Origin of the sequence: Streptomyces finlayi (genome assembly GCF_014216315.1) — a bacterium.
Taxonomy (GTDB): Bacteria; Actinomycetota; Actinomycetes; order Streptomycetales; family Streptomycetaceae; genus Streptomyces; species Streptomyces finlayi_A.
In genome coordinates, this window is sequence record NZ_CP045702.1 from 1,352,193 (window position 1) to 1,378,251 (window position 26,059).

The 26,059-nt window shown below is 72.4% G+C and carries 24 protein-coding genes and 2 pseudogenes; 4 read left to right on the forward strand and 22 right to left on the reverse strand.

From position 1 onward, the window contains the following. Positions 1-93: 93 nt before the first annotated feature. From F0344_RS06230 to F0344_RS06250, 5 genes are all read right to left on the reverse strand, one after another. Positions 94-1,017 (reverse strand): amino acid ABC transporter permease, encoded by a 924-nt coding sequence (locus F0344_RS06230; protein WP_185297823.1) that lies wholly within the window; start codon positions 1,015-1,017, stop codon positions 94-96. Continuing rightward, complete coding sequence (locus F0344_RS06235) at positions 1,014-1,679, reverse strand: amino acid ABC transporter permease (RefSeq protein ID WP_185297824.1); 666 nt, start codon at positions 1,677-1,679, stop codon at positions 1,014-1,016. The genes F0344_RS06230 and F0344_RS06235 overlap by 4 nt, the downstream gene beginning before the upstream one ends. 91 nt (positions 1,680-1,770) lie before the next feature. Beyond that, positions 1,771-2,625 carry a glutamate ABC transporter substrate-binding protein gene (locus tag F0344_RS06240; protein ID WP_185297825.1) on the reverse strand — a complete coding sequence of 285 codons (855 nt, stop codon included), beginning with the start codon at positions 2,623-2,625 and terminating at the stop codon, positions 1,771-1,773. A gap of 147 nt (positions 2,626-2,772) precedes the next feature. After that, positions 2,773-3,552, reverse strand: coding sequence for an amino acid ABC transporter ATP-binding protein (locus tag F0344_RS06245; protein WP_185297826.1), 780 nt, complete (start codon positions 3,550-3,552; stop codon positions 2,773-2,775). Between the two features lie 252 nt (positions 3,553-3,804). Then, positions 3,805-4,785 (reverse strand): GlxA family transcriptional regulator, encoded by a 981-nt coding sequence (locus tag F0344_RS06250; RefSeq protein ID WP_185302535.1) that lies wholly within the window; start codon positions 4,783-4,785, stop codon positions 3,805-3,807. Between the two features lie 116 nt (positions 4,786-4,901). On the opposite strand from F0344_RS06250, the gene F0344_RS06255 reads away from it, so the two are divergent. Next, a complete protein-coding gene (locus tag F0344_RS06255; protein WP_185297827.1) occupies positions 4,902-5,834 on the forward strand; it encodes an NADP-dependent oxidoreductase in 933 nt (310 codons plus the stop codon). 24 nt (positions 5,835-5,858) lie between these two features. Here the strand turns inward: F0344_RS06255 and F0344_RS06260 are convergent, their stop codons facing one another. Then, positions 5,859-6,158, reverse strand: coding sequence for a hypothetical protein (locus F0344_RS06260; RefSeq protein ID WP_185297828.1), 300 nt, complete (start codon positions 6,156-6,158; stop codon positions 5,859-5,861). Positions 6,159-6,238: 80 nt separating this feature from the next. Here F0344_RS06260 and F0344_RS06265 point away from each other — a divergent pair. Next, positions 6,239-6,634, forward strand: a pseudogene (locus tag F0344_RS06265) (CobW C-terminal domain-containing protein); the annotation flags it as partial. 59 nt (positions 6,635-6,693) lie between these two features. Here the strand turns inward: F0344_RS06265 and F0344_RS06270 are convergent. The 11 genes from F0344_RS06270 to F0344_RS06315 all read right to left on the reverse strand — a co-directional run bounded on the left by F0344_RS06270 (position 6,694) and on the right by F0344_RS06315 (position 19,567). Continuing rightward, a complete protein-coding gene (locus F0344_RS06270) occupies positions 6,694-8,475 on the reverse strand; it encodes an ABC transporter ATP-binding protein (RefSeq protein ID WP_185297830.1) in 1,782 nt (593 codons plus the stop codon). After that, positions 8,472-10,211: an ABC transporter ATP-binding protein/permease gene (locus tag F0344_RS06275; RefSeq protein ID WP_185297831.1), complete on the reverse strand. Its 1,740-nt coding sequence runs from the start codon at positions 10,209-10,211 to the stop codon at positions 8,472-8,474. Before F0344_RS06275 ends, F0344_RS06270 begins: the two co-directional genes overlap by 4 nt. Further along, complete coding sequence (locus tag F0344_RS06280) at positions 10,208-11,521, reverse strand: nitroreductase (protein ID WP_185297832.1); 1,314 nt, start codon at positions 11,519-11,521, stop codon at positions 10,208-10,210. The genes F0344_RS06275 and F0344_RS06280 overlap by 4 nt, the downstream gene beginning before the upstream one ends. A 9-nt stretch (positions 11,522-11,530) precedes the next feature. Continuing rightward, the gene (locus tag F0344_RS06285) at positions 11,531-12,922 is read right to left on the reverse strand and encodes a YcaO-like family protein (RefSeq protein WP_185297833.1); all 1,392 of its coding nucleotides are present in this window, start codon (positions 12,920-12,922) and stop codon (positions 11,531-11,533) included. Beyond that, on the reverse strand, positions 12,913-14,439 hold the full coding sequence (locus F0344_RS06290; protein ID WP_185297834.1) for a CocE/NonD family hydrolase: 1,527 nt from the start codon (positions 14,437-14,439) through the stop codon (positions 12,913-12,915). Before F0344_RS06290 ends, F0344_RS06285 begins: the two co-directional genes overlap by 10 nt. After that, positions 14,436-15,287, reverse strand: coding sequence for a hypothetical protein (locus tag F0344_RS06295; protein WP_185297835.1), 852 nt, complete (start codon positions 15,285-15,287; stop codon positions 14,436-14,438). Before F0344_RS06295 ends, F0344_RS06290 begins: the two co-directional genes overlap by 4 nt. A gap of 79 nt (positions 15,288-15,366) precedes the next feature. Beyond that, positions 15,367-15,498 (reverse strand): streptamidine family RiPP, encoded by a 132-nt coding sequence (amiA, locus tag F0344_RS35490; RefSeq protein ID WP_258049706.1) that lies wholly within the window; start codon positions 15,496-15,498, stop codon positions 15,367-15,369. A gap of 58 nt (positions 15,499-15,556) precedes the next feature. Next, entirely contained in the window at positions 15,557-16,459 is a 903-nt protein-coding gene (locus F0344_RS06300; protein ID WP_185297836.1) for an ABC transporter ATP-binding protein, read from the reverse strand. A 41-nt stretch (positions 16,460-16,500) separates the two neighbouring features. Beyond that, entirely contained in the window at positions 16,501-17,451 is a 951-nt protein-coding gene (locus F0344_RS06305) for a FecCD family ABC transporter permease (RefSeq protein ID WP_445585682.1), read from the reverse strand. Between the two features lie 119 nt (positions 17,452-17,570). Further along, entirely contained in the window at positions 17,571-18,590 is a 1,020-nt protein-coding gene (locus tag F0344_RS06310) for a FecCD family ABC transporter permease (protein ID WP_374940065.1), read from the reverse strand. After that, on the reverse strand, positions 18,587-19,567 hold the full coding sequence (locus F0344_RS06315; protein WP_185297837.1) for an ABC transporter substrate-binding protein: 981 nt from the start codon (positions 19,565-19,567) through the stop codon (positions 18,587-18,589). Before F0344_RS06315 ends, F0344_RS06310 begins: the two co-directional genes overlap by 4 nt. 148 nt (positions 19,568-19,715) lie before the next feature. Between F0344_RS06315 and F0344_RS06320 the strand changes: the two genes are divergently transcribed. After that, positions 19,716-20,963 (forward strand): hypothetical protein, encoded by a 1,248-nt coding sequence (locus tag F0344_RS06320; protein WP_185297838.1) that lies wholly within the window; start codon positions 19,716-19,718, stop codon positions 20,961-20,963. 62 nt (positions 20,964-21,025) lie between these two features. Here the strand turns inward: F0344_RS06320 and rpsN are convergent, their stop codons facing one another. Continuing rightward, complete coding sequence (rpsN, locus tag F0344_RS06325) at positions 21,026-21,331, reverse strand: 30S ribosomal protein S14 (protein ID WP_185297839.1); 306 nt, start codon at positions 21,329-21,331, stop codon at positions 21,026-21,028. After that, entirely contained in the window at positions 21,331-21,567 is a 237-nt protein-coding gene (gene rpmB, locus F0344_RS06330) for a 50S ribosomal protein L28 (protein WP_185297840.1), read from the reverse strand. Before rpmB ends, rpsN begins: the two co-directional genes overlap by 1 nt. Positions 21,568-21,672: 105 nt before the next feature. Between rpmB and F0344_RS06335 the strand changes: the two are divergent. Further along, positions 21,673-21,783 (forward strand): annotated as a pseudogene (locus F0344_RS06335) (endo-1,4-beta-xylanase); the annotation flags it as partial. 68 nt (positions 21,784-21,851) lie between these two features. Here F0344_RS06335 and F0344_RS06340 read toward each other — a convergent pair. From F0344_RS06340 to F0344_RS06350, 3 genes are read right to left on the reverse strand one after another with little or no spacing between them, the layout of a single operon-like run. After that, positions 21,852-24,299: a beta-xylosidase/alpha-l-arabinosidase gene (locus F0344_RS06340; RefSeq protein ID WP_185297841.1), complete on the reverse strand. Its 2,448-nt coding sequence runs from the start codon at positions 24,297-24,299 to the stop codon at positions 21,852-21,854. After that, positions 24,296-25,117: a carbohydrate ABC transporter permease gene (locus F0344_RS06345; protein WP_185297842.1), complete on the reverse strand. Its 822-nt coding sequence runs from the start codon at positions 25,115-25,117 to the stop codon at positions 24,296-24,298. The genes F0344_RS06340 and F0344_RS06345 overlap by 4 nt, the downstream gene beginning before the upstream one ends. Next, complete coding sequence (locus tag F0344_RS06350) at positions 25,114-26,049, reverse strand: carbohydrate ABC transporter permease (RefSeq protein WP_258049708.1); 936 nt, start codon at positions 26,047-26,049, stop codon at positions 25,114-25,116. The genes F0344_RS06345 and F0344_RS06350 overlap by 4 nt, the downstream gene beginning before the upstream one ends. Between the last annotated feature and the right edge of the window lie 10 nt (positions 26,050-26,059).

Below are 26,059 nucleotides of genomic sequence, written 5' to 3' on the forward strand. Positions count from 1 at the left end.
GTGTTCCTCATGATTGGCGAACGGTGAGAGTTAGGCAAGCCTAAGCTAATCATGTTTCCCGTCCGCGGCGGGGTCCCGTTATCGAACAGCCACCTACTTCGCGCCACCCGTGGAGCCGCCCGCGTCTCCCGGCCCGATGTGCTCGCCCGGAGTGGCCAGTTCCTCGACAGCCTCGGCGCCCACCACCGCCCCGGTCGACTTCTTGCCGCGCCGCAGCCGGCCCTCCAGCCAACTCGCGAAGGTGGTGAGGGCGAAGTTGATCAGTACGAAGATCACCGCGACGACCGTGAAGCTCGCGATGGTGTTGGCGCCGTAGTTGGCGCTCATCGGGCGCACCGAGGCCAGCAGTTCCGAGAAGCCGAGCAAGGCGCCGCCGAGCGCGGTGTCCTTGACGATGACGACCAGCTGGCTGACGAGCGCGGGCAGCATCGCGGTGACGGACTGCGGCAGCAGCACATGCAGCATCGTCTGCCCCTTGCGCATCCCGATCGCCTTGGCGGCGTCGGTCTGGCCCCTTGGCAGGGACAGGATTCCGGCACGCACCACCTCGGCGAGCACCGACGCGTTGTAGAGGACGAGCCCGGTGACCACCGCGTACAGCGGGCGGGTGTCGGGGCTGATGTCGGTGAACTCGGAGAACGCCGCGTTGGCGAAGAGCATGAGGATCAGTACGGGGATCGCGCGGAAGAACTCCACGACCGTGCCGGCCGTGCCGCGTACCCACCGGTGGTCGGAGAGCCTGGAGATGCCGAGGAGCGCACCGAGGGGCAGGGCGATGACCATGGCGAGGGAGGCGGCGAGGGCGGTGTTGCGCAGGCCCGGCAGGATGTAGGTGCTCCAGGCGCGGGAGTCGGTGAAGAAGGGCCTCCACTTGACCCACTCCAGCTGGTTCTTCTCCTCCAGGCTCCGGTACACCCACCAGGCGAGCACGGCGAGCGCCACCAGGAACACCAGCGTGAACAGGGCGTTGCGCCGCTTGGCGCGCGGCCCCGGAACGTCGTAGAGGGGAGGAGTCATCGCCGCACCGAGACCTTCTTGCTCACCCAGCCGAGGAAGAGCCCGGTCGGCAGAGTGAGGCAGACGAAGCCGGCCGCGAAGACGGCGGAGATGAGGATGAGCTGCGCCTCGTTCTCGATCATCTCCCGCATCAGCGCCGCGGCTTCGGCGACCCCGATCGCGGCGGACACCGTGGTGTTCTTGGTGAGCGCGATCAGTACGTTCGCCAGCGGGCCGACCACCGAACGGAACGCCTGCGGGAGGACGACCAGGCGCAGGGTCTGGGCGAAGCTCAACCCGATGGCGCGCGACGCCTCGATCTGGCCCACCGGCACGGTGTTGATGCCGGACCGCAGCGCCTCGCAGACGAACGCGGAGGTGTACGCGGTCAGACCGAGCACGGCGAGCCGGAAGTTGATGGCCGTGAAGTCGTCCGCGCCCAGGCTCACACCGAGCGTCTGGAAGAGCCCGAGCGAGGTGAAGATGATGATGACTGTGAGCGGGATGTTCCGCACGACGTTGACGTAGGCGGTGCCGAAGCCGCGCATCAGGGGGACGGGGCTGACCCGCATCGCCGCCAGGACCGTGCCCCAGACGAGGGAGCCGACCCCGGAGTACAGGGTGAGACGTACCGTCACCCAGAAGGCGCCCAGGAGGTCGTAGCCTTCAAGGAAGTCGAACACGTTGTCCCGCGCTTTCGCGTGTGGGGAGGGTCCGGTGCGCCGCCCGCGCGGCGGCGCACCTCATCACCCGGCTGCCGGACCGCGAACGGTGCTACTCGACGACGTTGCCGATCTTCGGCGCGGGCTCGTTCTCGTAGTTGGCCGGGCCGAAGTTCTTCTCGACGTACTGATCCCAGGAGCCGTCGGAGACCATCTTCTCCAGGGCCGTGTTGATCTTGCCCTTCAGATCGCTGCCTTCCTTGACGCCGATGCCGTAGTTCTCGTTGCTGAGCTTGAAGCCGCCGAGCTTGAACTTGCCCTTGAACTCGTCCTGCGCGGCGTACCCGGCGAGGATCGAGTCATCGGTGGTCAGCGCGTCGACGATCTCGTTCTCCAGGCCCGTCAGGCACTCCGAGTAGCCGCCGTACTCCTGGAGTTGCGCCTGGGGTGCGATGTCGTCCTTGACGTTCTGCGCGGAGGTCGAGCCGGTGACCGAGCAGAGCTTCTTGTTGTTCAGGTCCTCGGGCTTCGTGATGGAGTCGTCGTCGGCCCGGAGCAGGACGTCCTGGTGCGCGAGCAGATAGGGACCCGCGAAGTCGACCTTCTTCTCGCGCTCGTCGTTGATCGAGTACGAGGCCGCGATGAAGTCGACGTCGCCGCGCTCCAGCAGCGTCTCGCGGTCGGCGCTCTTGGCTTCCTTCCACTTGATGTCGCCCGGTTCGAAGCCGAGTTCCTTGGCGACGTACGTCGCCACATCGACGTCGAACCCCGTGTACTTCCCGTCCGGGGTCTTCAGCCCGATGCCGGGCTGGTCGAACTTGATGCCGATGGTGATCGTCTCGGCACCGCTCCCGGCGGAGCCACTGCCCGCGCCGACGGCCTGGGCTCCTCCGGAGGCGACGGTCACTGTCGCCAGGGAGAGCGCGAGCGCTGCGGCCGCCGCTGTGGTTGTCCTGCGAACCTTCATGGTGATCATCCCTACGGTCTCGACGGGTAATCTCGATGGGGCCTCGTGGTGGGCCTCGTGGTGGGCCTCGTGACGGGCCTCGTGATGGGGCCTTGTGGTGGGCCTCGCGTGGGGCCCCGACGAGCGGCGGCTCCCGGGCCGGCCCGCTCAGTGCTTGAGGATCTTCGACAGGAAGTCCCTGGCCCGGTCGCTGCGTGGGTCGCCGAAGAACTGCGCGGGCGTCGCCTCCTCCACGATCCGCCCGTCGGCCATGAAGACCACACGGTTGGCGGCCGACCGTGCGAAGCCCATCTCGTGGGTGACGACGGCCATGGTCATGCCGTCCCGGGCGAGCTGTTGCATGACCTCCAGCACCTCGTTGATCATCTCGGGGTCGAGCGCGGAGGTCGGCTCGTCGAAGAGCATGACCTTCGGGTCCATCGCGAGGGCCCTGGCGATCGCAACGCGCTGCTGCTGACCGCCGGAGAGCTGCGCGGGGTACTTGTCGGCCTGCGAGGCCACACCGACGCGCTCCAGGAGCGAGCGCGCCCGCTCCTCGGCCGCCCGCTTGTCCTTCTTGCGGACCTTGAGCTGGCCCAGGGTGATGTTCTGGAGCACGGTTTTATGGGCGAAGAGGTTGAACGACTGAAAGACCATGCCCACATCGGCCCGGAGCGCGGCCAGCTCACGGCCCTCGGCGGGCAGCGCCTTGCCGTCGATGAAGATCTCTCCGGAGTCGATGGTCTCCAGACGGTTGATCGCCCGGCAGAGCGTGGACTTCCCGCCTCCCGACGGGCCGATGACCACGACCACTTCGCCCCGGCCGATGGTGAGGTCGATGTCCTGGAGCACGTGCAGCTCGCCGAAGTGCTTGTTGACGTTGCTCAGCACGACCAGAGCATCGGTCCTGCCCGGCCCTTCGCGTCTCGTATCCGCTGAACGGCTCATCTGCTTCATCGTCCGCCGTCCGCGGGCGCGGCGCACGCCGGGAGACGGCGGCGCCTCAGGAGGACAGTCGGCGAAGCGAGTGCTACGGAACTAGGTCCTGTCTGGAGTTCCAGCGCGGGAGAAGGAGCGGCGTCCGGTGCCGTCGAATCCAAGGCGGAGGAGGGAGCGATGGCGGAGCCCTCGCGACTGACGACAACGCCGGAGGCGGCGGTGCCGGACGCCGCGACGCCGCGGGGGAACTCCAGACAGGACCTAGCGAGCGTCCATCTGGGCGGGGTGTCCGACGCGGAAGGTCTGGCGGTAGACCGAGGGCGGCACACCGATGCCGGCGACCAGGTGCTGCCGCAGCGAGGCCGCGGTCCCGAAACCCGCCTCCTCGGCGATCCGGTCGACCGGCAGGCCGGTCGTCTCCAGCAGGCGTCGCGCCCGCTCGACCCGCTGCTGGGTCAGCCACTGCCCCGGCGTCACGCCCACCTCGTCGCGGAAGCGGCGCGAGAACGTCCGTACGCTCATGCGCGCATGACCCGCCAGCTCGGCCAGCTGGAGCGGGCGGTGGAGCTCACCCAGCGCCCACGCGCGGGTCGCCGAGGTGGTGGACGCCGAAAGCTCGGGGACCGGCCGCTCGATGAACTGGGCCTGCCCGCCGTCCCGCCACGGGGGCACGACACAGAGCCGCGCCACCCGGTTGGCGACCTCGCTTCCGTGGTCCCTCCGCACCAGATGCATGCACAGATCGACCCCGGCGGCGACTCCGGCGGCGGTGAGCACGTCGCCGTCGTCGACGAACAGCACACCCGGGTCGACCCGGACCAGGGGGAACATCCGCTGGAACCGCTCCGCCTCGTTCCAGTGGGTCGTCGCGGGACGGCCGTCGAGCAGCCCCGCGGCGGCCAGGACGTACGACGCGGTACAGATCGACACGATCCGCGCACCCGGGCGGAGTTGACGCAGCGCCTCGGCCAGCGGGGCGGGCAGCCAGTCGCGCTCGGCGTCCGGCCCGCAGGCGAACGGCGGGATCACCAGGGTGTCCGCCGTCGCGATGGCCTCCGCCCCGTGCTCGACACCGACGGTGAAGTCGGCGCTCGACCGGACCGGCCCGCCGTCCAGACCGCAGGTGACCACCTCGTACAGCGGTTGGCCGTCCGCGTCCTCGGCCGTCCCGAAGATCCGGACCGGGATGCTCAGCTCGAACGGATAGACGCCCTCAAGGGCCAGTACGACGACGCGATGCATGGCCAGATCCTTCCACATGATGGCCATCCGGACACTCGAAGCGTCCGGCGCGCTGCCGCAGGGTTGATCCCGGAGCAACCCCCACCTGCACATTCACCCGCACAAGGGAGCAGCACATGCGCGCCATCGGTCAGGACTCACTCGGCGGACCCGAGGTACTGAAGCTCATCGAGGTGGACCGCCCCGAACCCGGCCCCTCGGAAGTCCTCGTCCGCGTCCACGCGGCCGGCGTCAACCCGACCGACTGGTGGCACCGCTCCACGGGCGGCCTCGCCGGTCGGCCCATCAGGCTGGGCTGGGACGTCTCGGGCACCGTCGAGGCGGTCGGCCTCGGCGTGACCATGTACCGGCCGGGCGACGAGGTCTTCGGGATGCCGCGCCTCCCGCAGCCCGCGGGAGCGTACGCGGACTACCTCACCTCCCCCGCCCGCCACCTGGCCCGTAAGCCGCGCAGCCTCTCCCACGTGGAGGCGGCCGCGCTCCCGGTGGCCGCGCTCACCGGTCTGCAGTCGCTCGTGGACACCGCCGCGCTGCGCCCGGGCCAGCGGGTCCTCGTCCACGCGGCGGCGGGCGGGGTGGGCCACCTCGCCGTCCAGATCGCCAAGTCCCTGGGTGCCTACGTCATCGGCACGGCGAGCGCGGCGAAGCACGACTTCGTACGGTCCATGGGCGCCGACGAGGTCATCGACTACACGACGGCCGACTTCGCATCGGCGGCCCGGGACATCGACGTGGTGATCGACACCATCGGCGGGGAGTACGGCCCCCGCTCCCTTCGCACCCTGCGCCCGAGCGGCATGGTCGTCTCGCTGGCCTCCCCGGCGGAAGCCCCGCTCGCCGAGGTGGCGGCCGCCTCGGGCCTGCGTGCGGGCTTCACCATCGTGGAGCCGGACCACGCCGGCCTGAAGGCACTCGCGGAACTCGCGGACGCGGGGGCGCTCCGCCCGCACATCGCGGCGGTGCTGCCCCTGGCGGACGCGGCGAAGGCCCATGAGCTCGGGGAGTCGGGCCGCACGACCGGCAAGCTCGTCCTCAGCATCGTGGAGTGAACCGCCCGCACGGCGGGTGCCGGGTCAGTGGTCGTCCCAGTGCCCGTCGTGCACGGCGTGCCGGTGCCCTTCGTGCACGTAGTCGGTGTGACCCTCGTGCGGGACGGCGACATGACCGCAGCCCTCGCCGTGCTGGTGCGCGTGGTTCTCGTGGGCGGCGTGCGCACCGGTCCTGCACTCGTCCGCGTGACCTTCGTGGAGGCGGTGTACGTGCCCGTCGTGCGCGTAGTCCACGTGGTCGTCGTGCGGGAAGGCGACGTGGCCGCAGCCCTCACCGTGCTGATGCGTGTGGTCGGTGTGAGGGGCGTGTGCCGTAGTGGTCATGACTCTCTCCGCTTCCGGTCCGTGCGTCCGGTCAGGGGGCACTCCGGGCCGCTTCCGAGGCCGGCCGCACCTGGCGTGTTTGCGCCACTGAACCCTTCCACCCGGGCCGGTTGTGGGAGTTCGTCACGGACGGGCTCGACAGCGGGGCGTACGGCCGGATCCTCCGGTCCAAGGGCTTCTTCGTGCTGGCCGGCCGGACGGCGGTGACGGGGCTGTGGTCGCAGGCCGGTTCCGTCGCCCGCTTCGAGCCTTCGGGCGCCCGCGACGCCGGCACCGTCCAGGGTCAGGAGCTGGTCTTCATCGGCATCGGACTGCGTACAAAAGCCCTGCGGGCGGCCCTGACCAGTTGCCTGACGGCCGAGGGCGAGCCGATGCCGCCCGTCGACCCCTTCCCTGCGTGGGACACGGCCGGCATCGACGACAGTCCCACGCACGTACACGGTCACGGACACCCGGAAGTCACGTCCCGCAGCTGAAGTCGGCGACACACCCTGTGGGCCCGGCGCGCTCCCCCGCGCCGGGCCCACAGGGCTGTTCAGACTGTTCCGGCCCGCTCCGGGACCACGGCCTCGGCGAAAGCGCCTCCCTGGGAGGCGAGTTGCTCCCAGGTGCCCTCCTGCACAATGCGTCCGGCGTCCAGGACGGCGATGCGGTCGGCCCTGCGGATCGTCGCCGGGCGGTGGGCGATCCAGATCGTCGTACGGGTGGAGGACGCCGCCGCGAGCGCCGCGGCCAGTTCGGCGTCTCCGGCCGTGTCGAGGTGCGCGGTCGTCTCGTCGAGGACCAGGACGCGGGGGTTCGCGAGCAGGGCGCGGGCCAGGGAGATGCGGGCGCGCTGACCGCCGGAGAGTGTCGTGCCGCGCTCCGCGACATGCAGGTCCACGCTCTCCACGAAGCGGTCGATACCACAGCGCCGGACCACCTCGGCCACCTCGTCGTCACTCGCGTCGGGCGCGCCCAGGCGGAGGTTGTCCGCGAGGCTGCCGTGGAAGAGGGGTGTCTCCTGGCCGACCACGGCGACCGCTCCGCGCAGTTCCGCTTCCGCCACGTCCCGTAGGTCGACCGGTCCGCAACCGTCGGCGGGCAACAGTTCGACCGTGCCTTCGGAGGGGTCCCAGAAGCGGGCGAGCAGATGCGCACAGGTCGATTTCCCCGCCCCGGAGACGCCCACGAGGGCCACGGTCTCCCCGGCCCGTACGGTCAGGTCGATGCCGTCGAGAACGCTCCGCCCGCCGTAGTCGAAGCGGACGCCACGCATCCGCACACCCAGGGGCCCCCGGGGGGCTGGCCTCGGCGCGAGGGGTTCCACGGCGCCCGCCGGGGCCGTGATGGCCGCTCCGACCCGTGCGGCGGCCGGCCGCAGCCCGCCGGCCTGGCCCAGCGACGCCGCCGCGTCGGCCGCGGGTGCGAGCGTGCCGAGTGCCAGGGCCATGGCGGCCGGGGCCCAGGCCCCGTCGAGCCGTCCGGCGGCGACCGCCTGCGCCGCGAGCGCCACGACCCCGGTCACCGCGGCGACCACCAACGCGTCCCGGACAGCGGCCGCAGCCGCCTCCCAGGACTGCTCGGCCTGCTGTGCGTCGGCCAGCCCTCGGCCCGCCTCGGCCAGTCGCGTACGCCTGGCGCGCAGGCCGCCGAAGCCGAGGAGTTCCCGCAGTCCGTCGACGGTCTGCACCGCCTCCGCAGACAAGTCGGCGGCCGCTGTACGGGTCCGGGCCCCCCGGCGCGTCCGTCCCCGCCCCTCCAGCAACGGGGCGAGTACGAGCAGGACCGCGACCGGGAGCACCACGGCCAGCATCCGTGGCTCGACGACGGCCAGGGTGGCGGCGCCCGCGCCGAACACCGTCGCGGACGCCATGAGCTGGGCGATCGCGTGGGCGTAGAAGAACTCCAGCGCCTCGACGTCCCCCATCGCCGTCGCCGCCAGGTCACCGCTGCGGCGGCCGCCGATCCGGGCCGGTGCGCTGCGGGCGAGCCCGTCGAAGATGCGTACCCGCAGCACGGCCAGGACCCGGTAGGCGAGATCGTGGCTCAGGTCCATCTCCCGCCAGGTGGCCAGCGCCTTGACGAGGACGAGTGCGATCAGCGCCGCCATGGTGGCCCCTGAGGGAGCGTGCCCCTCGATCACGGCTGCGCCGACCGTGTGGGCGGCGAGCGTCACCAGGGCGACGAGTGCGGCCTGATCGGTGAGTGCGGCTGCGCAGGTGCGCGCCACCATGAGGCGGTGGGCGCCGAGTGCGGGCAGCAGGCCCCTGAGGGCGCCGCGCGTGCCGCGCTGCTCGGTGTGGAGATCCGCCGTGATCGTGTGGAGGGTCGTCATGCCGCTCGCCGCGCTTCCTGCGTCCGGCCGGCCTCGACCAGGGACGCGTACAGACCGTTCTCGGCCATGAGGGTGGTGTGGTCACCGATGGCCCGCACCCGTCCGCCGTCGAGGACGACGATGCGGTCCGCGTGGCGTACGGCGTCCAGACGGTGGGCGATGACGAGGCAGGTGCGTCCGCGCGCTGCCTCGGCCAGGGCCTTGCCTATCCGGGCCTCGCCGCGTTCGTCGACCGCGCTGGTCGCCTCGTCGAGGACCAGGACGCGCGCGTCGGCGAGCAGGGCGCGGGCGAGCGCGAGGCGCTGGCGCTGGCCGCCGGAGAGGGTGGCGCCGCGTTCGCCCAGCACGGTCAGATAGCCGTCGGGCATGGCGGCGATCTCGTCGTGGAGGTCAGCGGCGCGGGTCGCCCGTCGCAGTGCGTCGTCGGTGGCGTCGGGCCGGGCCAGACGAAGGTTGTCCGCGACGGTGGCGTGGAAGAAGTACGTCTCCTGCGAGACGACGGCGATACCCCGGCGCAGGGAATCGAGGGCGTACCGCGCCGCCGCGACTCCGTCCACGCTCACCTGGCCGTGCACGGGGTCGTGGTGGCGGGCCAGAAGGGACAGGAGGGTCGACTTGCCCGCGCCGGAGGGCCCGACCACTGCGGTCGTACGTCCTGCCGCCGCCGTGAACGTCACACCGTCCAGTGCGGGCCGTACGGCACCGGGGTAATGAAATGTCACATGGTCGAATGCAATGTCAGGTGCGATGGACCAGTCCGCCTGTTCCCGCCCCTCGTCCGGCACTCCGCCCTCCGCCGTGCGCAGGGCGGCGATGCCATCCGCCGCGGAGACCCCGAGATAGCCGGCGTGCCACTCCCTGGAGAGGTCGCGCACCGGGCGGAAGCACTCCGAGGCCAGCATCAGCAGCAGATAGGTGCCGGTCGCCGTCGTGTTCCCGGAAGCGGCGGAGGCGCAGGCCACCAGGGCGGCCGCGACCGTGCCGCCCTGGATCGCCAGATCGGTGAGACCGGTGTCGACGAGCGAGACGCGCAGTTTGGCGACGGTGGCGCGGTGGAGCGCGTCCGAGCGGTGTTCGAGGCGCGCTCGGGTCCGTCCGACCGCTCCGGCCGCGCGCAGGGCGGGCATGCCCTGAAGGGCTTCGAGGTAGTCGGCGGCGAGGGTCTCGTACGACTCCCAGTGCTCGCGCCCCCGGCGCTCCAGCAGCCGGTCCCACCAGCGGGGGGCGAGCAGCGCCAGGAGCAGGGCGGGTACGAGGGCCAGGAGAGCGTACGGGGCGAGGGCCGCGACGGCGATCAGCAGCAGCGGCGGGACGGCGCAGGTGATGAGGAGTTGGGGCAGATAGCGGGAGACGTACGCGTCCACGCCTTCGACACCGTCGACGAGTGTGGCGCGTACGGCGCCGACACGTACGCCCTGGACGTGGGAGGGCCCCAGCCGGCCCAGGTGTTCCAGCAGTGCGTCGCGCAGACCCACCCGCACACGGGATCCGGCGCGCACGGCGGTGCGCCGCTGCCACCAGCTCAGTCCGGCGCGGACGACGACGGCCACGAGCACCCCGGCCAGCAGCGCGGGGAGGTGGCCGGTGTCACCACGGGCGATGGCGGAGAGCGCGACGGCCAGAAGCACCGCCTGTGCGAGGTGTGTCAGGGCCACCGCGCCGAGCAGGGCGGTGGCGCCGAGCAGCGCGCCGCGCGCCGTGCGGGCGGCGCGTGTCAGCTCCGGGTGAAGCATCACGGCTGATCTCCTCTTCCCAGGGCGAGTCCATGGACGATCCAGTCATGCCCGGGTGGGCCCGCGAGCGCCGCGCCGAGGTCGGCGCCCTGCCAGGAGCCCACCGGACGGGATGTCAGATCAAGCTGCGCGGACCTCAGTTGGGCCAGCCCGATGGCGTATCCGGCGGCGAGGTGATCACGGCGGATGCGCTGCGCGTCCGCGTCCTGGGGACAGCCGTACGCGAGCAGCACGGCGCCCGCTTCCGCGATCCAGCCCTGACCGGCGGCCCAGGCCGCGAGCGTCGGGCGGGCCTCGCCCGATGCCAGGAGATGAAGCGCCGGACGGTCCGGGCGGTTGCCGGCCGGTGCGAGGTGGAGCAGCCCGGGGTGCGCACCGCCGGTGGCCACGCACCACCGGAGTCCTGTGGTCAGTGCCCCGGCCGCGCGGGCCAGGACCTGGGTGAGGGCCTCGGGGGAGGGCGTTCCGCGCGGCGGCGGTGGAGCGCTGCGCCGGGACATCAGGATGCCGTCGGGCACGCGCGCTGCCGACGTGGTCCACTCCCCCGGCCCGGCGGCCGGAGCGGCCGCGTCCAGGGCGCACCAGATCCGTTCCAGTTGCGCGGATGCCTCCCCGGCTCCGGGTTCCGGCCGCGGGGCCGCTCCGGGCGGGCAGGACGCCCAGCGCGCGAGGGCCTCCCCGGGGTCCGGCGCCGCCGGGCCGATGGCGACCGCGGCGAGGGGGTGCCGGGGTGTGGTCCCGGGCCAGGTCCGCTGCCACCGGGCAGGTCCGGGCAGGCCCGCCGCTGCCGACAGGAGGGCGCCGTCCGTGTCCAGGCTCATGCTGACCGCCCCGGCCGACATCAGTGCGGCGACGGCGTGACCGGCGTCCAGGAGCAGCAGCGGCAGTGCGCGGTGTCCGTAGTGCGAGACCGTGCGCCGCGCGTCCACCGTGAGGACGACGAGGGTGCCGTCCGGCGGGTCGGCCGGGGCGGGTCCCCGCCGGTGCACCCGGTGGCGTACGGCGTCGTAGGCGTAGCGTCCGGGTGGCAGCGCGCCCGAGGTTCCCACCAGGAGATGGGCGTCGACGGGGTTCAGCCCGCCGGCCGAGGGCGCGGGCCGCAGCCGTCCGCTGCCCGGCCCGGTGGGGGTGACGGCGAGTGAATGGCGCAGGACGTGATCGAGGTCCGGTGCGGTACGGGTGGTGAGGGGCACCGCCCGCGCGGTCCAGCGGGCGAAGGGCCCCGCCGGGGTGTCCGGGCCGGGCGGCGCACCGGACCGGGCGAGCGCGAGAGCCGTGCGAGCGGGGTCCTCGGTGGTGGTGGGTGCGGGCACGTCGTTCCCCTACATGTGTGGCGGCGGTACGAGGGTGAAGTCCTGTGGTCCGGCGGGTTCCTTGGCCCGCCATCCCCTGGACAGGGCCGCGTCGGCGAATCGGGGGCTGCCGAAGTACGCGAAGGCGGCGGGGGCGTTGGGGACGAGGCCGGAGACGAGCACACGCGCCACCCTGAGCGGTGTCGCCCTGACGTCCTCGGTGGTCAGGTCGAAGGTGACCACCCGGTGCCCGCCGGACGCGAGCCGGCCGTCGAGTGCGGTGCGGCTGCCCGGCGCGATGTCGGCGATGTCCACGACTCCGTGCGCCGGTTCGGTGAACCGGGTGGCCATCGGGGTGACCCGTTCGTCGAGCCACACCTGGACGTGTGCGCCCAGGTCGCGCACGGCGGCGAAGTCGGTGCCGCAGTCGTCGAGGTAGCGCCGGTCGGCCCGGTGTTCCAGGTAGAGACCGGGGGCGAACATACCGGCGTCGACCGCCTTGAAGACCCAGCCGTCGCGTTCGACCGCTCCCTGCGTGAACACCCAGGTGTGTACGGCTTCGAGCACGGCCTTGCGGGCCGCGTCGGCCGGGTCGTAACGGCAGGCGAAGCCCGCGGCGTGGATGCCCCGGCGCCGGTCGTGGACGAGCGCCGCCATGCAGGGGGCGAACTCCGAGGGCATCTCGACGATCCACACGTCGAGGTCGCAGCCGTCCAGGTCTGCGGCGAGTCCGGGAACACTGGCCGGGTCGATGCCCCGGGTCGGGCCGTCGAGGTGCCACCACAGCTCCAGGGCGTCCCGCTCGACGACCTCCAGCAGTCCGCGCTCGACGGCGTCGTCGAAGCCCTGACCGGTGGCTATCCCCGCGTAGTTGAGGTGGTGCGTGCGGGGAAGTGAACGGAGCTCGCCCTGACGCCAGTTCAGGTGGGTCAGGGAGACCGGCGCCCAGCATTCCCCGTCGCCCTCGTCGCCGACGGCCCACAGGGCGGGGGTCTCCATGAGGAACGGCCGGTAGGGGAAGTCCGGGCGGGCGTACTGCCAGGGGGCGTACCGGGGCAGGTCGTCGGGGCCGTACAGCCGCTTCCCCTCGTCGATGAGCTGCTGGGCCGTCGCGCGCCGTGGCGCACCGAAGTGTCCGGGTGGCGGCAGCCGGTTGCCGCAATAGCGCTCGACCGCTTCGGCGATGGCTGCGACGCGGGCTCCGGCGGGGTCACCGAACGTCGTTCCGAGTGACACCCGGTCAGCGGGCCAGGCCCCGAACCTCCGGGCGTCGGACACCTCGGCGGTCATGGCGAGGTAGCGGGGCGGTGCCCCCGCCGGATGTTCGACGGGCTCCACCGCGCGGATCAGTCCGCAGACGGGGTCCACGAGATCGTCGAGGGAGAAGCGGGCGGCCGGAACGCTGGTGCTGGTCAACGGCATATCTCCTGAGCGGGGTTGACGCGCGCGACGCGGTGCCGCGCGGCGACGACGGGCAGGGCGAGCACGCTGTCGCCGATCCGCACCGACCGGCGCGAGGACCGCAGCAGGGTCGCGGTGACCGGGTCCTGTCCGGTGTGCGGATTGCGGGCGTGCGCGGGAAAGTGGTGCCCGCCGACTTCGATGCGCAGACGGGTTCCGGCGGGGAGGCGCCGGGACAGGTGGCCGAGCGGGACCGAGAACCGTGCCGCCCCGTGCGCGGGGTCGGTGCGCCGTACGGCACCGGTCGCCAGGTGGTCGGCGACGCCCCGTGGGTCGAGGGCGACCAGGCGGACGATCCAGTCGGCGGCGGGTGTGTCCGCGACCGCACTCAGGCGGACTTCGGCGCCGCCCAGGAGGTCCAGCGGCCTGGGGAGCGGCGGCGTCACCAGCAGGCAACGGTCGGGGTGTCCTGCCGTCGGGACGTTCAACCGGTCGGAGCGGAAAGGCCGCTCGGGGTCGGCTTCGAAGTCGGACCCGGCGAGCAGTCGCAGAGCGGTGGCGAAGGGGTAGGGAGTGGGTTTTGGGGCTTCCGCGGCCATGGAGGCCCACCAGCCGCTGCCGCCCAGCGCCGAGACGCCGTGCCGTCCCGGTGAGAGGCTGCCCGCGAGCGCGGCCCGCGCCCAGCGGACGTAGAGGCGACCGAGGTTGAGCTGGTGCTGCGGACGGGCCTCGGGGTCGGGGGCGGCGGTCAGGGCGTGCCCCCAGGGGCCCATCAGCAGCCGGGAGGGGCCTCCCCAGTGCCGCCAAAGTTCAACGGTGTCGTCGCGGAAGGGGTCACGCGTGCCGCCCACGGCGAGCAGCGGGATTCCGGCGGCCGCCGCGCGGGCGCCCAGACCACCGTCGCGCTCCGCCGCCCACAGCCGAGGCCAGGAGGGCAGGTCCCGGCCGAGCCTCGACGGAAACCCGGCGACGGGGAGGTGTTCGAGCAGGCGTGGGTCCCGCGCGAGGGCGTCTTCCAGCGCGGTGTCGTCGGACGTGCGACGGTCGCCGTGCGCGGCCCACCAGCCCGCACGGGCCAACAGCCGCTCGGGGCCGCCCCGTTCGCGCGCCGTCTCGGCGGTCCCGAGCGCGGGCACGGCCGCCACGACGGCATCCGGACGGCTGTCCGCGGACGCTCCGAGCGCGGTCGCCAGCGCGCAGTGCGCACCGTACGAACTCCCGTGGGCCACGACCTGCCCGTTGCTCCAGGGCTGCTCACGGAGCCGGCGCACGGTCGCCCCGCCGTCCGCCTCCTCGCCGCGGTACGGGTGCCAGTGCCCCTCGGACGCGTGCCGGCCCCGTACGTCCTGCGCCAGGGCGGCGAAGCCCGAGGACGCCCAGGCGCGCAGCTCGGCGCGGTGGCGGCGGCGGTCGTACGGGGTGCGGATCAGGACCGCCGGGAAGGGCCCTTCGCCCTCGGGGAGGCAGAGGTCGGCGGTGAGCCGTGCGCCGTCCGCCGTGTCGACCAGGAACGTGGGGTCCGCGCGCGGAGCGGTCATCGGGGGGCGCCCCGGCCCGGCAGCGGGGCAACGGCGGGCACGGGCAGGACGGGGTGCTCACTGACCGTCAGGTCGCGCAGGTCCACGCGGCGCAGACGGCGGCGCACGGGCAGACCGCCCGTGGTGTGCCGCCCTGCGGCCCAGGAGATCAGGTCGGCCGTGAGCAGTTCCACGATCAGCGCCGCCGACGCCTCGGTACCCGGTGCCCGGACCTCGGGCGTCCGGTGTCCGGCCCAGTAGGCGGCGAGTTCGCGGTGCGCCGGGGAGGCGGCGAGCCGTCTCAGGCGAACGTCGGCGGCGGACACGTCACCGGCTTCGGCCGCGAGGGGTTCGACCCATGCCTGACAACCCTCCCGATGGCAGCGCAGCCAGCCGACCCCCTGGGCGGGAAGGCGGTCGGCCGCGTCCCACAGACTTTCGGGTACGGGCGAGTCGAGGCACCAGACGACCACGGCCGGCTTCCCGTCCGGGAGTCCGGTGCGCGCCTCGGCCATCGCCGCGATCCCCTCGGGGCCGGGGCGGGTGACGTCGGCGCCTTCCTCTGCGGCCCGGCGCGCCAGGCCGTCGGCCAGCGGCTTGTCGCCCAGGACGAGAACGGCCCGGCCGGCCAGCGGCAGTGCGGCCGGCGCCATGGCGCGTTCCGCGTATCCGGCGTCCTCGAACGCCGCCACGAGTCGCTCCAGCTCAGGGCTTCCTTCCCGGCCGCCTTCGAGCCTCGACACCAGTTCCTCGGGCGCCACCTGCCCGGTGTCCACGCGCAGGAACTCTCCGTCCTGCGTGCGCACCGCGAGGCCCTGTCCGGGCACGGTGACGAGCTCGACGCCTGGTGCGATTCTGCTGAGGGTCACGAGGAGGCTCCTAGGTGGGGAACGGCTGCGCAGACGGAGCGGGCCCGCCCAACGACTGGGCGGGCCCGCTCACTTGGTTCTACTTGTCGTCGTCGGCGGCGAACTCGGCGCCGTCGAAGGGGTTCTCGACGAGGGCGTTGGAGTGGGTCGCCGACAGGTGGGCCAGCTGACCCTGCTCGGCGATCGGGCTGAACACCTTGTGCTGCTCCATGAGAAGTCTCCATTCGCTTGTGGGACCGCGGCGCCCTGTCGGCGCCGCACCACAGACACTAATGAATACGATTATCATTCCGCAATAGCTCTTCAGGGGGCAGAGGGTGATCTGGGTAACACACCGGCCAGCCACCGACCGGGTCCACACCCACCCGCCCCGCGACGCCCAGCACTTCGGCCAGCAGGCCGGGGGTGACGATGCGTCCGGGCGGGCCGTCGGCGGCCACCCGGCCGTCCCGCAGAGCGACGATGCGGTCCGCGAAGCGCGCGGCGTGGCCCAGGTCGTGCAGCACCATCACCACGGTCAGGGAACGTTCCTCCCGGAGCCTCACCACCGTTTGCAGCACCTCGAGCTGGTGGCGCAGGTCCAGGTACGTGGTCGGCTCGTCCAGGAGCAGTACGTTCGTGTCCTGAGCCAGGGACATGGCCAGCCGGACCCGCTGGCGCTCACCGCCGGAGAGCGAATCGACCATCCTGTCCGACCAGTCGCTCACTCCCACATCGGCCAGTGCCCGCGCGCAGACGTCGTCGTCGCCCTCCCGGAGCATCCCGAGGGGGCCCCTGGACGCGTACCGCCCCTGTTTCACCAGCTGCCGAACCGTCATGCCCGGCACCGCGGGTGAGGACTGGTGGAGCAGTGCGACCCTGCGCGCGGTGGCCCGGCGGGAGAGCCGCGACACGTCCTCGCCGGCCAGCAGCACGCGCCCGGCCGAGGGCCGCAGCAGCCCGGCGACGAGTCTGAGCAGCGTGCTCTTCCCGCAGCCGTTGAGGCCCACCAGGGCCACCGACTCACCAGGGGCGACGGACAGGTGCACGTCCGAGAGGACCGTACGTCCCGGATAGCCGAAGCTCACTCCGTCCACGGAGATGGCGTCCTGCGGCGCGGTGCCGGTGACGCCCGCGGCTTGTGCCGCACCCGGCTCCCGCACAGCCGCGTCCGAGTTCTGCGGGATGGTCATCCGTCCTCCTGAATACACTGAGGTGTCACCTGTCGCGCTGTTCACACCTGTCCCGCCCCGTGGCGTCGGGCCACGACCAGCAGCAGCACGGCGCCCACGCATGTCGTCAACGCGCCCGCGGGCACGGTCATCCGCTCGGCGCCCAGCCCTTCCACCAGCAGCCGGGAGAGCACCTGCGCCGCCGCGTCCGCACCGCACACCACGACCGCGCCGATGAGCGCGGCGCCCGGCAGCGTGGTGCGCAGGTCGGCGCCGAAGACCGCGAGCGCCAGATGCGGCACCAGCAGCCCTACGAACCCGAGCGCCCCCACGGCGGAGACCGCACCGGCGGTCAGCGCGACGGCACCGACGAGTGCCGCTCCGCGCGCCCTCCCCACGGCCAGCCCCGCCGCCGTCGCCTGTTCGTCGCCGCACCGCAGCAGCGTCAGCGGTGCGGCCAGGGCGCAGGAGGCGACGCCCCACGCCAGCGCCCAGGGCCACAGGAGCGCCCAGTGCTCCCAGACCCGGCCCTCGGTCGAACCGATCAGCCACTGCACGACGCTCCCGAGTTCACCCGGCGCGACGAGCAGCACCATCGAGGTGAGCCCGGCGAGTACGGCGGAGACCAGGACCCCGTAGACCGCCGTCTCCTCGGGGTCGCTCTTGCGGCGCCCGGCGAGCAGCCACAGCAGTCCCGCCCCGGTGAAGCCGCCCAGACACGCGGCGACGACCACCGCCGCCGGAGACTCCCAGCCGGCCAGGCCCAGTCCGGTCGCGGTCACGGCTCCGAGTACGGCGCCGGGGGTGACGCCGGTGACCTCCGGTCCGGCCAGCGGGTTGCGCAGCGCGGACTGGAGCAGGAGACCGGCCAGGCCGAGGCTCGCGCCGGCACCGAGGGCGACGAGCGCGCGGGGCACCCGCAGCTGAAGCACGATGTGCCGGGCGGTGGAGTCCGCCTGGCCGGTCAGCACGTCCCACACCTGGCCGGCGGACGGGCTCCGCCCGGCGAACAGGCAGGCGCAGAACGTGACGGCCACGAGCAGCACGAGCAGGCCGAGCCTCGGCCCCGCTCCGAACGTGGCCGGTCCGCGCGGGTTCCCGGGCGCCCGTGTCCCTACAGCAGTCGGTACGCTCACCGTCCTCCTCCCACCATGACGTCACTCCCTTCGGACGCCTGCCGCGAGGGCCTGTCGCGCCGGATGCGCATCAGTGCCACGCCTGCCGGAACCCCGAGCAGCGCGGTCCACGCGCCGACCGGCGTCTCGACCGGCGCCAGCGCGAGCCGGGCAGGCTGGTCCGCGCACAGCACGACCAGCGCACCGCACAGGGCCGACCACGGCAGCAGGCTCAGGGCTTCCGACCCCGGTCGGATCCTTCGCGCCAGCTGCGGGGCGAGGAAGCCGACCCAGGCGACCGGACCGCAGACCGCCACGACCGGGGCGATCAGCACGATCGCGAGGGCCAGGGCACCGAAGCGGGCCCACCGGACACGTACGCCCAGGGCCCGGGCGTCGTCGTCGCCGAGGCGCAGCACACCGAGGACCGGAGCGCACAGCACCAGCGCGGGCACCGCGACGAGCAGCCAGGGCCCGAGGCCCACCACGTCGTCCCAGGTGCGGGCGGACAGACTGCCCAGCAGGTAGCGGTAGATCAGCTGGAGGTCCAGTTGGTCAGCCAGCACCATCAGCACCAGAAGCCCGGCCTGCAGTGCCGCCGACACGGCCGCCCCGGTCAGGAGCACGGCGGAGGGGCTGCGCCCGAATCCCGCCGCGACGAGCGTGAGCACCCCGCCGAACACCGCACCGCCGAGCGCGAGCAGAGGCTGCGCCGCGGCGGGGACCGAGAGCGCCAGCACCAGGGGCGCGGCGACGCCAAGGGCGGCGCCCGAGGAGACGCCGATCATCTCCGGCACCGCGAGGGGGTTGCGCAGCGCTTCCTGGAGCACCAGGCCCGCGGCTCCCAGACAGGCTCCGGCGGTGACTGCGAGGACCAGCCGGGGCAGCCGGAGTTCGGTCAGGATGACCGCCTCCAGGCCGTCCCCGGTCAGCGCCGCGGGCAGCTGGTGCGGTGCCACGTACGGCGTACCGAGGCAGAGCGCGACACCGGCGGCGGCCACCAGGAGGGCGAGAGCGCCCGCCAGTTGACGTATCACCGCAGGGCGGCCGTTGCCTCGTCGAGGACGATGCCGAGCGAACGGGTCCCCCGCCCCTTGGCCCAGACCTCGGAGTTCACCTCGACGACCTTGTCGTTCCTCACGGCCGGGATGCGCGACCAGAGCGGGTTGTCGGCGAGCTTGGCGGAGAGCTTCCCGTCCGAGGCGCCGAAGGAGAGCGTCTCGACGAAGAGCACGTCGACATCGCGGGCGAGGATCTCCTCCAGGCTGTAGCTGCCCTCGACGCCGCGCCCCTTCCAGGGATACGAGGAGATCTTCGGGAAGAGCCCGGCGGCGACGTCGTTCTTCGGCGTCGCCACACCGAAGTTCTCGTCACTGCCGAAGATGATCAGCGCGGTCTTGTCGCTCTTGTTCCTCTCCGCCGCGGCGAGCTTCGTCCGCAGCCGCTTCTCAGCCGCCTCGGCCTGCTCCGTACGGCCGGTCAGCGCGGCCAGGTTCCGCAGATAGCCGACGCTGTCCTCCCAGGTGGAGGGCTGGACCGGCCAGAAGGTGGTCGCACCCTTCAGGGCGGGGGCGAGCTTGCCGTGCGTGTCCTCCAGGCCGATGACGAGATCCGGCTCGTGCGACAGGATCGCCTCGGCCTCCGGGCTGATGAAGCCACCGGGGATCACCGGAATCCGGCCCGCCCGCTCGGGGCCCAGGAACGCCGGGTGGGCGAGCAGCGTGGAGTTGCTGGCCGTCGGGGTCATCCCCAGCTCGGCGAGCATGTCGTCGCACAGGGCGACGAGGCACACCACGCGCTTCGGCTGCCGCTCGGCGGTGATGGTGACGCCCTGGGCGTCGGTGATCGTGTGCGACGCCTCGACGGGCCGGACGTCCACGGACGTGCTCGGACCGGAGTCGTCCGCACCGGCCCTGCCTGGCGCGGGCTCCTCGGTGGCGCCGCATCCCACCAGGAACGACCCCATCACGATGGCCGCCGCCCACCGGCGGATTCCTCTTGCTGCGCGCGACATGACGTGCCCTCTGTTCCTGTTGATGGCCGGGACCACTGACCGGTGCCGAGGGGGCCGTCCCGGACCGGCCTCTCCCCACCGAGATTTAGACATGATAATCATTATCAAAGCAAGTCCCGTCCGCCGCCCAGCCCCCGGAGACCGCCCCATGCCCCTCGGACCGCGCCTGATCGTCGCCGACCAAGTAGCCGGACACATCAGGGTCGTCGACCTGCGCGACGGCCGTACGACAGCCCGGCTCGACGGGCGGCATCCCGCAGAGCACGCGGGCTTCCTCGCCCTTCCGCACGACCGCACCGCCTGCGTGGACGACCGGGCGGGCGAGCTGCTGATCCTCGATCCGTACGGGCCGGACTCGGGCCGCCCGCTCGTCGAACGCCGGATACCGGTCGCGGTGCCCGCCGAGCACCTGGCCGCCGACCCCACCGGCCGCCTGATCGCCGTCACCACCGGGCTCGGCCGCAACTGGTCCGCCTGGTCCGACCAGTTGACCGCCGTCGACCTGGCGGACGTGCGGGGTGCGGGGGCCGTGCGCGTACGGACCCGGGCCGGCGAACCGGGGGTCACGGTCACCGGACCCGCGGAGGATCCGATGGTCGTGCTGCGTCACCGGGAGCCCGGCGAGCTGACCGCCTACCGGCACTCCGCCCTCATGGCGGCCGCCCCCTCGTGCCCGCCCGCCGAACCCGTATCGACCCTTCCTCTCGGCGACGACGACGGGCACGGCGACGCCTACGACCCCCTGACGGGCCGGGTGTTCGCCGCCGCCGGCTCGGGGGTCCACCGGTCCTGTCCGGACGGGGACGTACTCCTGCGCGGTACGACCCTCCCCTGGGCGGCCGGCGGACGCGACGGGGGCCGCGGCTACTACCTGAGACTCGATGCCGCACACCGGATGCTCTGGTCCTGCGTACGCGGCGGCCCCGGGGCGCCCGAGAGCTGGCCGGACTGGACCAACGACGCCTGGTGGCACCACCTGGACACGGGCGGGACCGGCCGGCTGGACCTCGGACCCGGCCTGGTCTTCCGCCTGGCGGTGGCGGCGGACCATGTCGCCTTCAGCCGCGTCCACCCCGACGGCGACGAGCTCGTCCTCGTCTCCACCGGGGGTCGCACTCCTGCCGTCAGCGCGCGGTTGCCGCTGCCCCCCATGGCGGGCGCGCCGCGCCGGGGCGGCACCCCGTGGGACGGCGTCCAGCGCCGCGCCGTCGCGGCCTCGCCCGGCGGGTCCTTGATCGCCGTATCGCGCGGGGGTCACGGCGAGGTCCATGTCTTCGACGCCGCGACAGCCCGGCAGACCGCGCTCGTCACCGTGCCGACCCGACTGGACGAGGGCGGGCTGCTGGCACTGATGGAACCCGGCGACGGGGCATACCACGATCCGGTCGGCCGCTGACACAGGCGGCCCGCACCCCGGCGGGGGTGCGGGCCGCCGCGCTCAGCCGGGCACCGGCCCCGTCACCAGGACGACTTGGTGACTCCCGGCAGGAATCCCGCGTGCGCCTGCTCGCGCATCCGCACCCGGGACAGCCCGAACTTCCGCAGGTGCCCCCGGGGCCTGCCGTCCACGGAGTCACGGTTACGGACCCTGGTGGCACTCGCGTCACGGGGCTGAGCACGCAACTCCGCGACCGCTGAGGCCCGTTCGGCGTCGGTCGAGGCCGGCCGCCGGACGATCTCCTTCAGCTCGGCCCGCCGGGCCGCGTACCGCGCGACGACGCCCTTGCGCTTCTCGTTCTGCGCGATCTTGCTCTTCTTGGCCATCAGAGCTTCACTCCCCGCGCCCGAATACGGGCCACGGCGGCCTCGATGCCGATGATGTCGATGGCCTTGATGGCCCTGGCGCTGAGGGTCAGGCGCACATAGCGGCCCTCGCTCGGAAGCCAGTAGCGCTTGCGCTGGATGTTCGGGTCGAAGCGGCGCGAGGTACGCCGGTGCGAGTGGGAAATGCTGTTGCCGAAGCCCGGCTGGGCGCCGGTCAGCTGACAGTGGGCGGACATGGGTCTACCTGCTCTCTACGGACGGAATCTTAACGATAATGGAAACCATTCCCACATAGTAGCCCGCAGCGTTACGGACGGCCGGCTCGGCTCAGCGCGGACGCCATGGTCAAGGACTTCAAGCAGCGTGGTGTGCCCATCGACTGCGTGGGCTTCCAGAGCCACTTCAACAGCCAGTCCCCCGTCCCCGCCGACTACCAGCCGACGAGAAGACGCAAGGGCCCTTCGCGGGCGGGTTGTCCCACCGCCCGCGAAGGGCCCTTGCCACCCGTATGTGTGCCGGGCTACGGCGCGTCCGCCAGGATCTCCGTCGCCACCTCCATGTGCAGCCGCCGGGTGTGGTCGACCGTGCGCACCGGCCCGGTCAGGGTGACCCGGGCCGTCAGGCGCGCGTCGGTGCTCGACGCGCTCAGCCGCAGTTCGAGATCACCCGGTTCGACGATCCGGTGGCCGTCACGGCCAGTGAAGGACGCGAGGTCCGCCGGAACCCTCGCCCGCACCCTCGCCGCCTGCCCCGGAAGGAGGTCGAGGCGCACGTAACCGATGAGGCGCTGCACCGGCTGGACGACGGAGGCGACCGGGTCGTTGAGATACACCTGGAGCACCTCGGTCCCCGCCCGCCCACCGGTGTTGCGGATGGTGCAGGAGAGTGCGAACTCCCCGTCCGTGGGCGCCCGGCCGTGCTCCACGACGAGGTCGCTCCACTCGAAGCGGGTGTACGTCAGACCGTGGCCGAACCCGAACGCCGGCGTCGGGTCGATGCTGGACACATCGCTGGAGTGGCCGAGCCGCGACGCCAGATACGTGGACGGCTGGGAGCCCGGATGGCGCGGCACGCTGACGGGCAGCCGGCCCGACGGCGCGGTCCGGCCGCTGAGCACCGAGGCGATGGCCGTCGTCCCCTCCTCACCGGGGAAGAACGACTGCACGACGGCGGCGGCCCGCTCCACCGCGCTCCCGAGGGCGTAGGGGCGCCCGGCGAGCAGGGTGACGACGACCGGGGTGCCCGTGCCGAGGAGGGCGTCGAGCAACTGCTGCTGCACACCGGGCAGTGCCAGGTCCTCGGCGTCACACCCCTCTCCGCTCGTGCCGCGCCCGAAGAGCCCGGCCCGGTCGCCGAGCGCGACGATCACGAGGTCGGCGCCCGCGGCCAGTCCGGCGGCTTCGGCGAAGCCGTCGGTGTCGGAGCCGTCGATGTCCGCGCCTCGGGCGGTGACGATCTCGCAGTGCGGGAACTCCGCCGCCAACGCCGCCCGAAGTGTGGGGAGTTCGATGCCGAACGGTGTCTCCGGGTGCTGGCCGCCGACGTGGACCGGGAAGGCGTAGCAGCCGAGGACCGCGGTGGGGGTGTCGGCGTTGGGCCCGATCAGCGCGATGCGGGCGGGAGGCGTCGCCAGGGGCAGCGTGCCGTCGTTGCTCAGCAGCACGACGGCCTGCTCGGCTACGCGGCGGGCGAGTGCGCGGTTCCCGTCGGTGTCGAGCCGGACGGTTCCGCGCAGCGCTCCCGACCGCTCTGTGCCCGGTGCCATCCCGGACAGCGCCGGGGACACCGGACTCCAGTCCGGGTCCAGCAGCCCCAACCGGGCTTTCTGGACGAGCACGCGGCGTACCGCTCGGTCCACCAGGGCCTCGGGTACGAGACCCTCCTCGATCGCCTCGCTCAGCGGGCTGCCGAACGCCTTGACGGTCGGCAGCTCCACGTCCACGCCCGCGCCGAGCGCGGCACCGGCCGCCTCACCGAAGGTTCCCGCCACACCGTGCAGCGTCTTCAGGAACGCGATGCCGAAGTAGTCGGCGACGACGGTCCCCTCGAAGCCCCAGGTGTCGCGCAGCAGGCCGGTAAGCAGTGGTCCGTCGGCCGCGGAGGGTATCCCGTCGGTGTCGGTGTAGGCGTGCATGACGGACCGTACGCCGCTTTCGCGTACGGCCATCTCGAACGGCGTCAGGATGATGTCGGCCCGCTCGCGCGCCCCCATGCCGACGGGCGCGAGGTTGCGGCCCGCCCGTGAGGCGGAGTACCCGGCGAAGTGCTTGAGCGTGGCGACGACACCGGCCGACTCCAGGCCCCGCACGTACGCGGTGGCGACCGTGCCCACCAGGTAGGGGTCCTCGCCGATCGTCTCCTCGACGCGGCCCCAGCGTGCGTCGCGTACGACGTCGAGGACCGGGGCGAGGCCCTGGTGCACGCCGACGGAACGCATGTCGCGGCCGATCGCGGCGGCCATCTCACGGACCAGTTCCGGATGGAAGGTGGCACCCCAGGACAGGGGTACCGGGTAGGCGGTGGCACCCCAGGTGGCGAAGCCCGCGAGGCATTCCTCGTGGGCGAGCGCCGGGATGCCGAATCGATTCGCTCCGGCGATCCGCTCCTGGGTGCGCGACAGCGAGAGCGCTCCCACGGCCGCGTCGACCGGCGCCGTTCCGAATGGGCGGGTCAGCTGCCCGAGGCCGTACGGAAGGAGGTCGTCGAGGGCGACGGCCTCCTCCATGTCGTGCTGGAACGGGGCGACTTCGGCGCCCTCGTCGGACGCGCCCACCCAGACGCCGAAGAGCTGGGAGATCTTCTCCTGGAGGGTCATCGCGGCGATCAGGGCATCGGCCCTGGCCTCCGGAGCGAGCGTGGGATCGCGCCACGGCGTGGTGCGGTGGTCCGTGGCGCCGGATGCCGGCGCCCGGGAGTCGGTGGTCTCGGCGGGTGTCGGCACGCCGGCGCGGTCGATGTTGGCGGTCACTTTCCTCCGACTCCCATCAGCCCCTGGACCAGGGCACGACGGGCGAACAGGTAGACGATCAGGATGGGGAGCATGGAAAGGACGACCGCGGCGAGCAGCCCGGGGGTGTCGACTCCGTGTTCCGTCTGGAAGTCGTAGAGCCCCATGGTGATCACCTTGGTCTCCGCGGACTGCGTCAGGACGAGGGGGAAGAGGAAGCCGTTCCACGCCTGGAGCGCGGAGAAGACGATGATCGTCGAGACGCCGCTCCTGGACAGCGGCAGCACCAGCTGGAAGAAGACCCGCCGGGAGGAGGCACCGTCGATCGTCATCGCCTCGTACAGATCGGGGGTGATGTCACGCATCACGCCCGTGAGGATCAGCGCGCACACCGGCATCGCGAAGGCCGCGGTCGGCAGGATGACGCCGATGAGGTTGTCGTAGAGGCCGGCCTCGCTGATGACGAAGAACATCGGGACGACGACCGCCTGCGAGGGGATCGCCAGGCCGAGGAGGAACAGCCGGAACACCGTGGTGGTGGCCCGGCCCCGGCTCCTGACGATGGTGTACGCCAGGGGCGGGACGAGGAGCACGACGATGCCCACCACGCACATGGTGACGATCACCGTGTTGAGGAAGTACTGCGCGAAACCGCTGTTGAGGTCGTTGATGTAGTTGTCGAGCGTGAAGTGCTCGGGGAAGGCCAGCGGGCCGTTCGCCGCGTAGTCGGGGCGCGACTGGAACGTGGCGACGAGCATCACGTACAGCGGCAGCCCGACGACGAGGAGCCAGACCAGCGAGCCGAAACCGGCGAAGTAGTTGGGACGGTTCCTGCTCACAGTCCCTCCATGGTGCTGCGCATCTTGTCGTAGCCCGAGAGCCGCACCACGATCAGCGAGATGAGCGTGGAGACGAGGACGAGGAGGAGGGCGATGGCGGACGCCGCTCCGTAGTCGAAGCTCTTGAACGCCTTCTGGTACATGTAGTAGGCGCTGATGGTCGTGTCGCTGCCCGGTCCGCCCTGGGTCAGGATGAGCACGGTGTCGAAGGTCGTGAGTCCGCCGACCACCATCAGGATCATGGAGGTGATGATCGAGTTGCGCAGCTGAGGCAGCGTGATGTGGAAGAACTGCCGCACCGTGCCGGCGCCGTCGATCTGCGCCGCCTGGTAGAGGACCTGCGGCACCGCGCGGGCCGCGCCCTGGTAGATCAGTGTGTGCAGCGGGGTGAACTGCCAGGTGCTGACGAAGACCAGGACGCCGATCGCACTGGACTGCATCCCGAACAGGTTGCCGTCGCCGAAGAGCCACTTCGCCTGGGCGGGAACCCCGAAGTTGGGGTCCAGGACGGCGCGCCACAGGACGGACACGGCCGCGATGGACAGCAGCATCGGGACGAAGTAGATGGCCGAGAGGACGGCCCGGTTGCGCTGGTGCCCCGCCGCCCAGACGCCGAGCAGGATGCTCAGCGGGGTCTGGACGACGACCCCGAGCAGGGTGAGCAGGACGCTCAGCCAGAGGCTCTTGATCATGACCGGGTCGTCGAGGAGCTTCCTCCAGTTGTCGAGCCCGGCGAACTCGGGGTCGCTCAGACCGTCCCAGCTGGCGAAGGAGAGTACGGCGACCATGACGAGCGGGACGATGGCGAAGAGGCCGAAGAAGACGGCGGCGGGGGCCGCCCAGAGGAATCCCGGGCGGCCCGCTCCGATGCCGGACGGGCCGGCCCTCCTGACCTTCTCGCTGCGCGTGGCGGCTGTGGCAGGTGGGGTCATGTCATGTGTT

Coding starts and splice junctions, on each gene's coding strand:
- F0344_RS06230 (WP_185297823.1), bottom strand. CDS start 1,017: ATGACTCCTCCCCTCTACGACGTTCCGGGGCCGCGCGCCAAGCGGCGC.
- amiA (WP_258049706.1), bottom strand. CDS start 15,498: ATGGAGCAGCACAAGGTGTTCAGCCCGATCGCCGAGCAGGGTCAGCTG.
- F0344_RS06270 (WP_185297830.1), bottom strand. CDS start 8,475: ATGACGACCCTCCACACGATCACGGCGGATCTCCACACCGAGCAGCGC.
- F0344_RS06300 (WP_185297836.1), bottom strand. CDS start 16,459: ATGACCATCCCGCAGAACTCGGACGCGGCTGTGCGGGAGCCGGGTGCG.
- F0344_RS06350 (WP_258049708.1), bottom strand. CDS start 26,049: ATGACCCCACCTGCCACAGCCGCCACGCGCAGCGAGAAGGTCAGGAGG.
- F0344_RS06250 (WP_185302535.1), bottom strand. CDS start 4,785: ATGCATCGCGTCGTCGTACTGGCCCTTGAGGGCGTCTATCCGTTCGAG.
- F0344_RS06245 (WP_185297826.1), bottom strand. CDS start 3,552: ATGAGCCGTTCAGCGGATACGAGACGCGAAGGGCCGGGCAGGACCGAT.
- F0344_RS06315 (WP_185297837.1), bottom strand. CDS start 19,567: ATGTCGCGCGCAGCAAGAGGAATCCGCCGGTGGGCGGCGGCCATCGTG.
- F0344_RS06290 (WP_185297834.1), bottom strand. CDS start 14,439: ATGACCGCTCCGCGCGCGGACCCCACGTTCCTGGTCGACACGGCGGAC.
- rpmB (WP_185297840.1), bottom strand. CDS start 21,567: ATGTCCGCCCACTGTCAGCTGACCGGCGCCCAGCCGGGCTTCGGCAAC.
- F0344_RS06285 (WP_185297833.1), bottom strand. CDS start 12,922: ATGCCGTTGACCAGCACCAGCGTTCCGGCCGCCCGCTTCTCCCTCGAC.
- F0344_RS06240 (WP_185297825.1), bottom strand. CDS start 2,625: ATGAAGGTTCGCAGGACAACCACAGCGGCGGCCGCAGCGCTCGCGCTC.
- F0344_RS06255 (WP_185297827.1), top strand. CDS start 4,902: ATGCGCGCCATCGGTCAGGACTCACTCGGCGGACCCGAGGTACTGAAG.
- F0344_RS06320 (WP_185297838.1), top strand. CDS start 19,716: ATGCCCCTCGGACCGCGCCTGATCGTCGCCGACCAAGTAGCCGGACAC.
- rpsN (WP_185297839.1), bottom strand. CDS start 21,331: ATGGCCAAGAAGAGCAAGATCGCGCAGAACGAGAAGCGCAAGGGCGTC.
- F0344_RS06260 (WP_185297828.1), bottom strand. CDS start 6,158: ATGACCACTACGGCACACGCCCCTCACACCGACCACACGCATCAGCAC.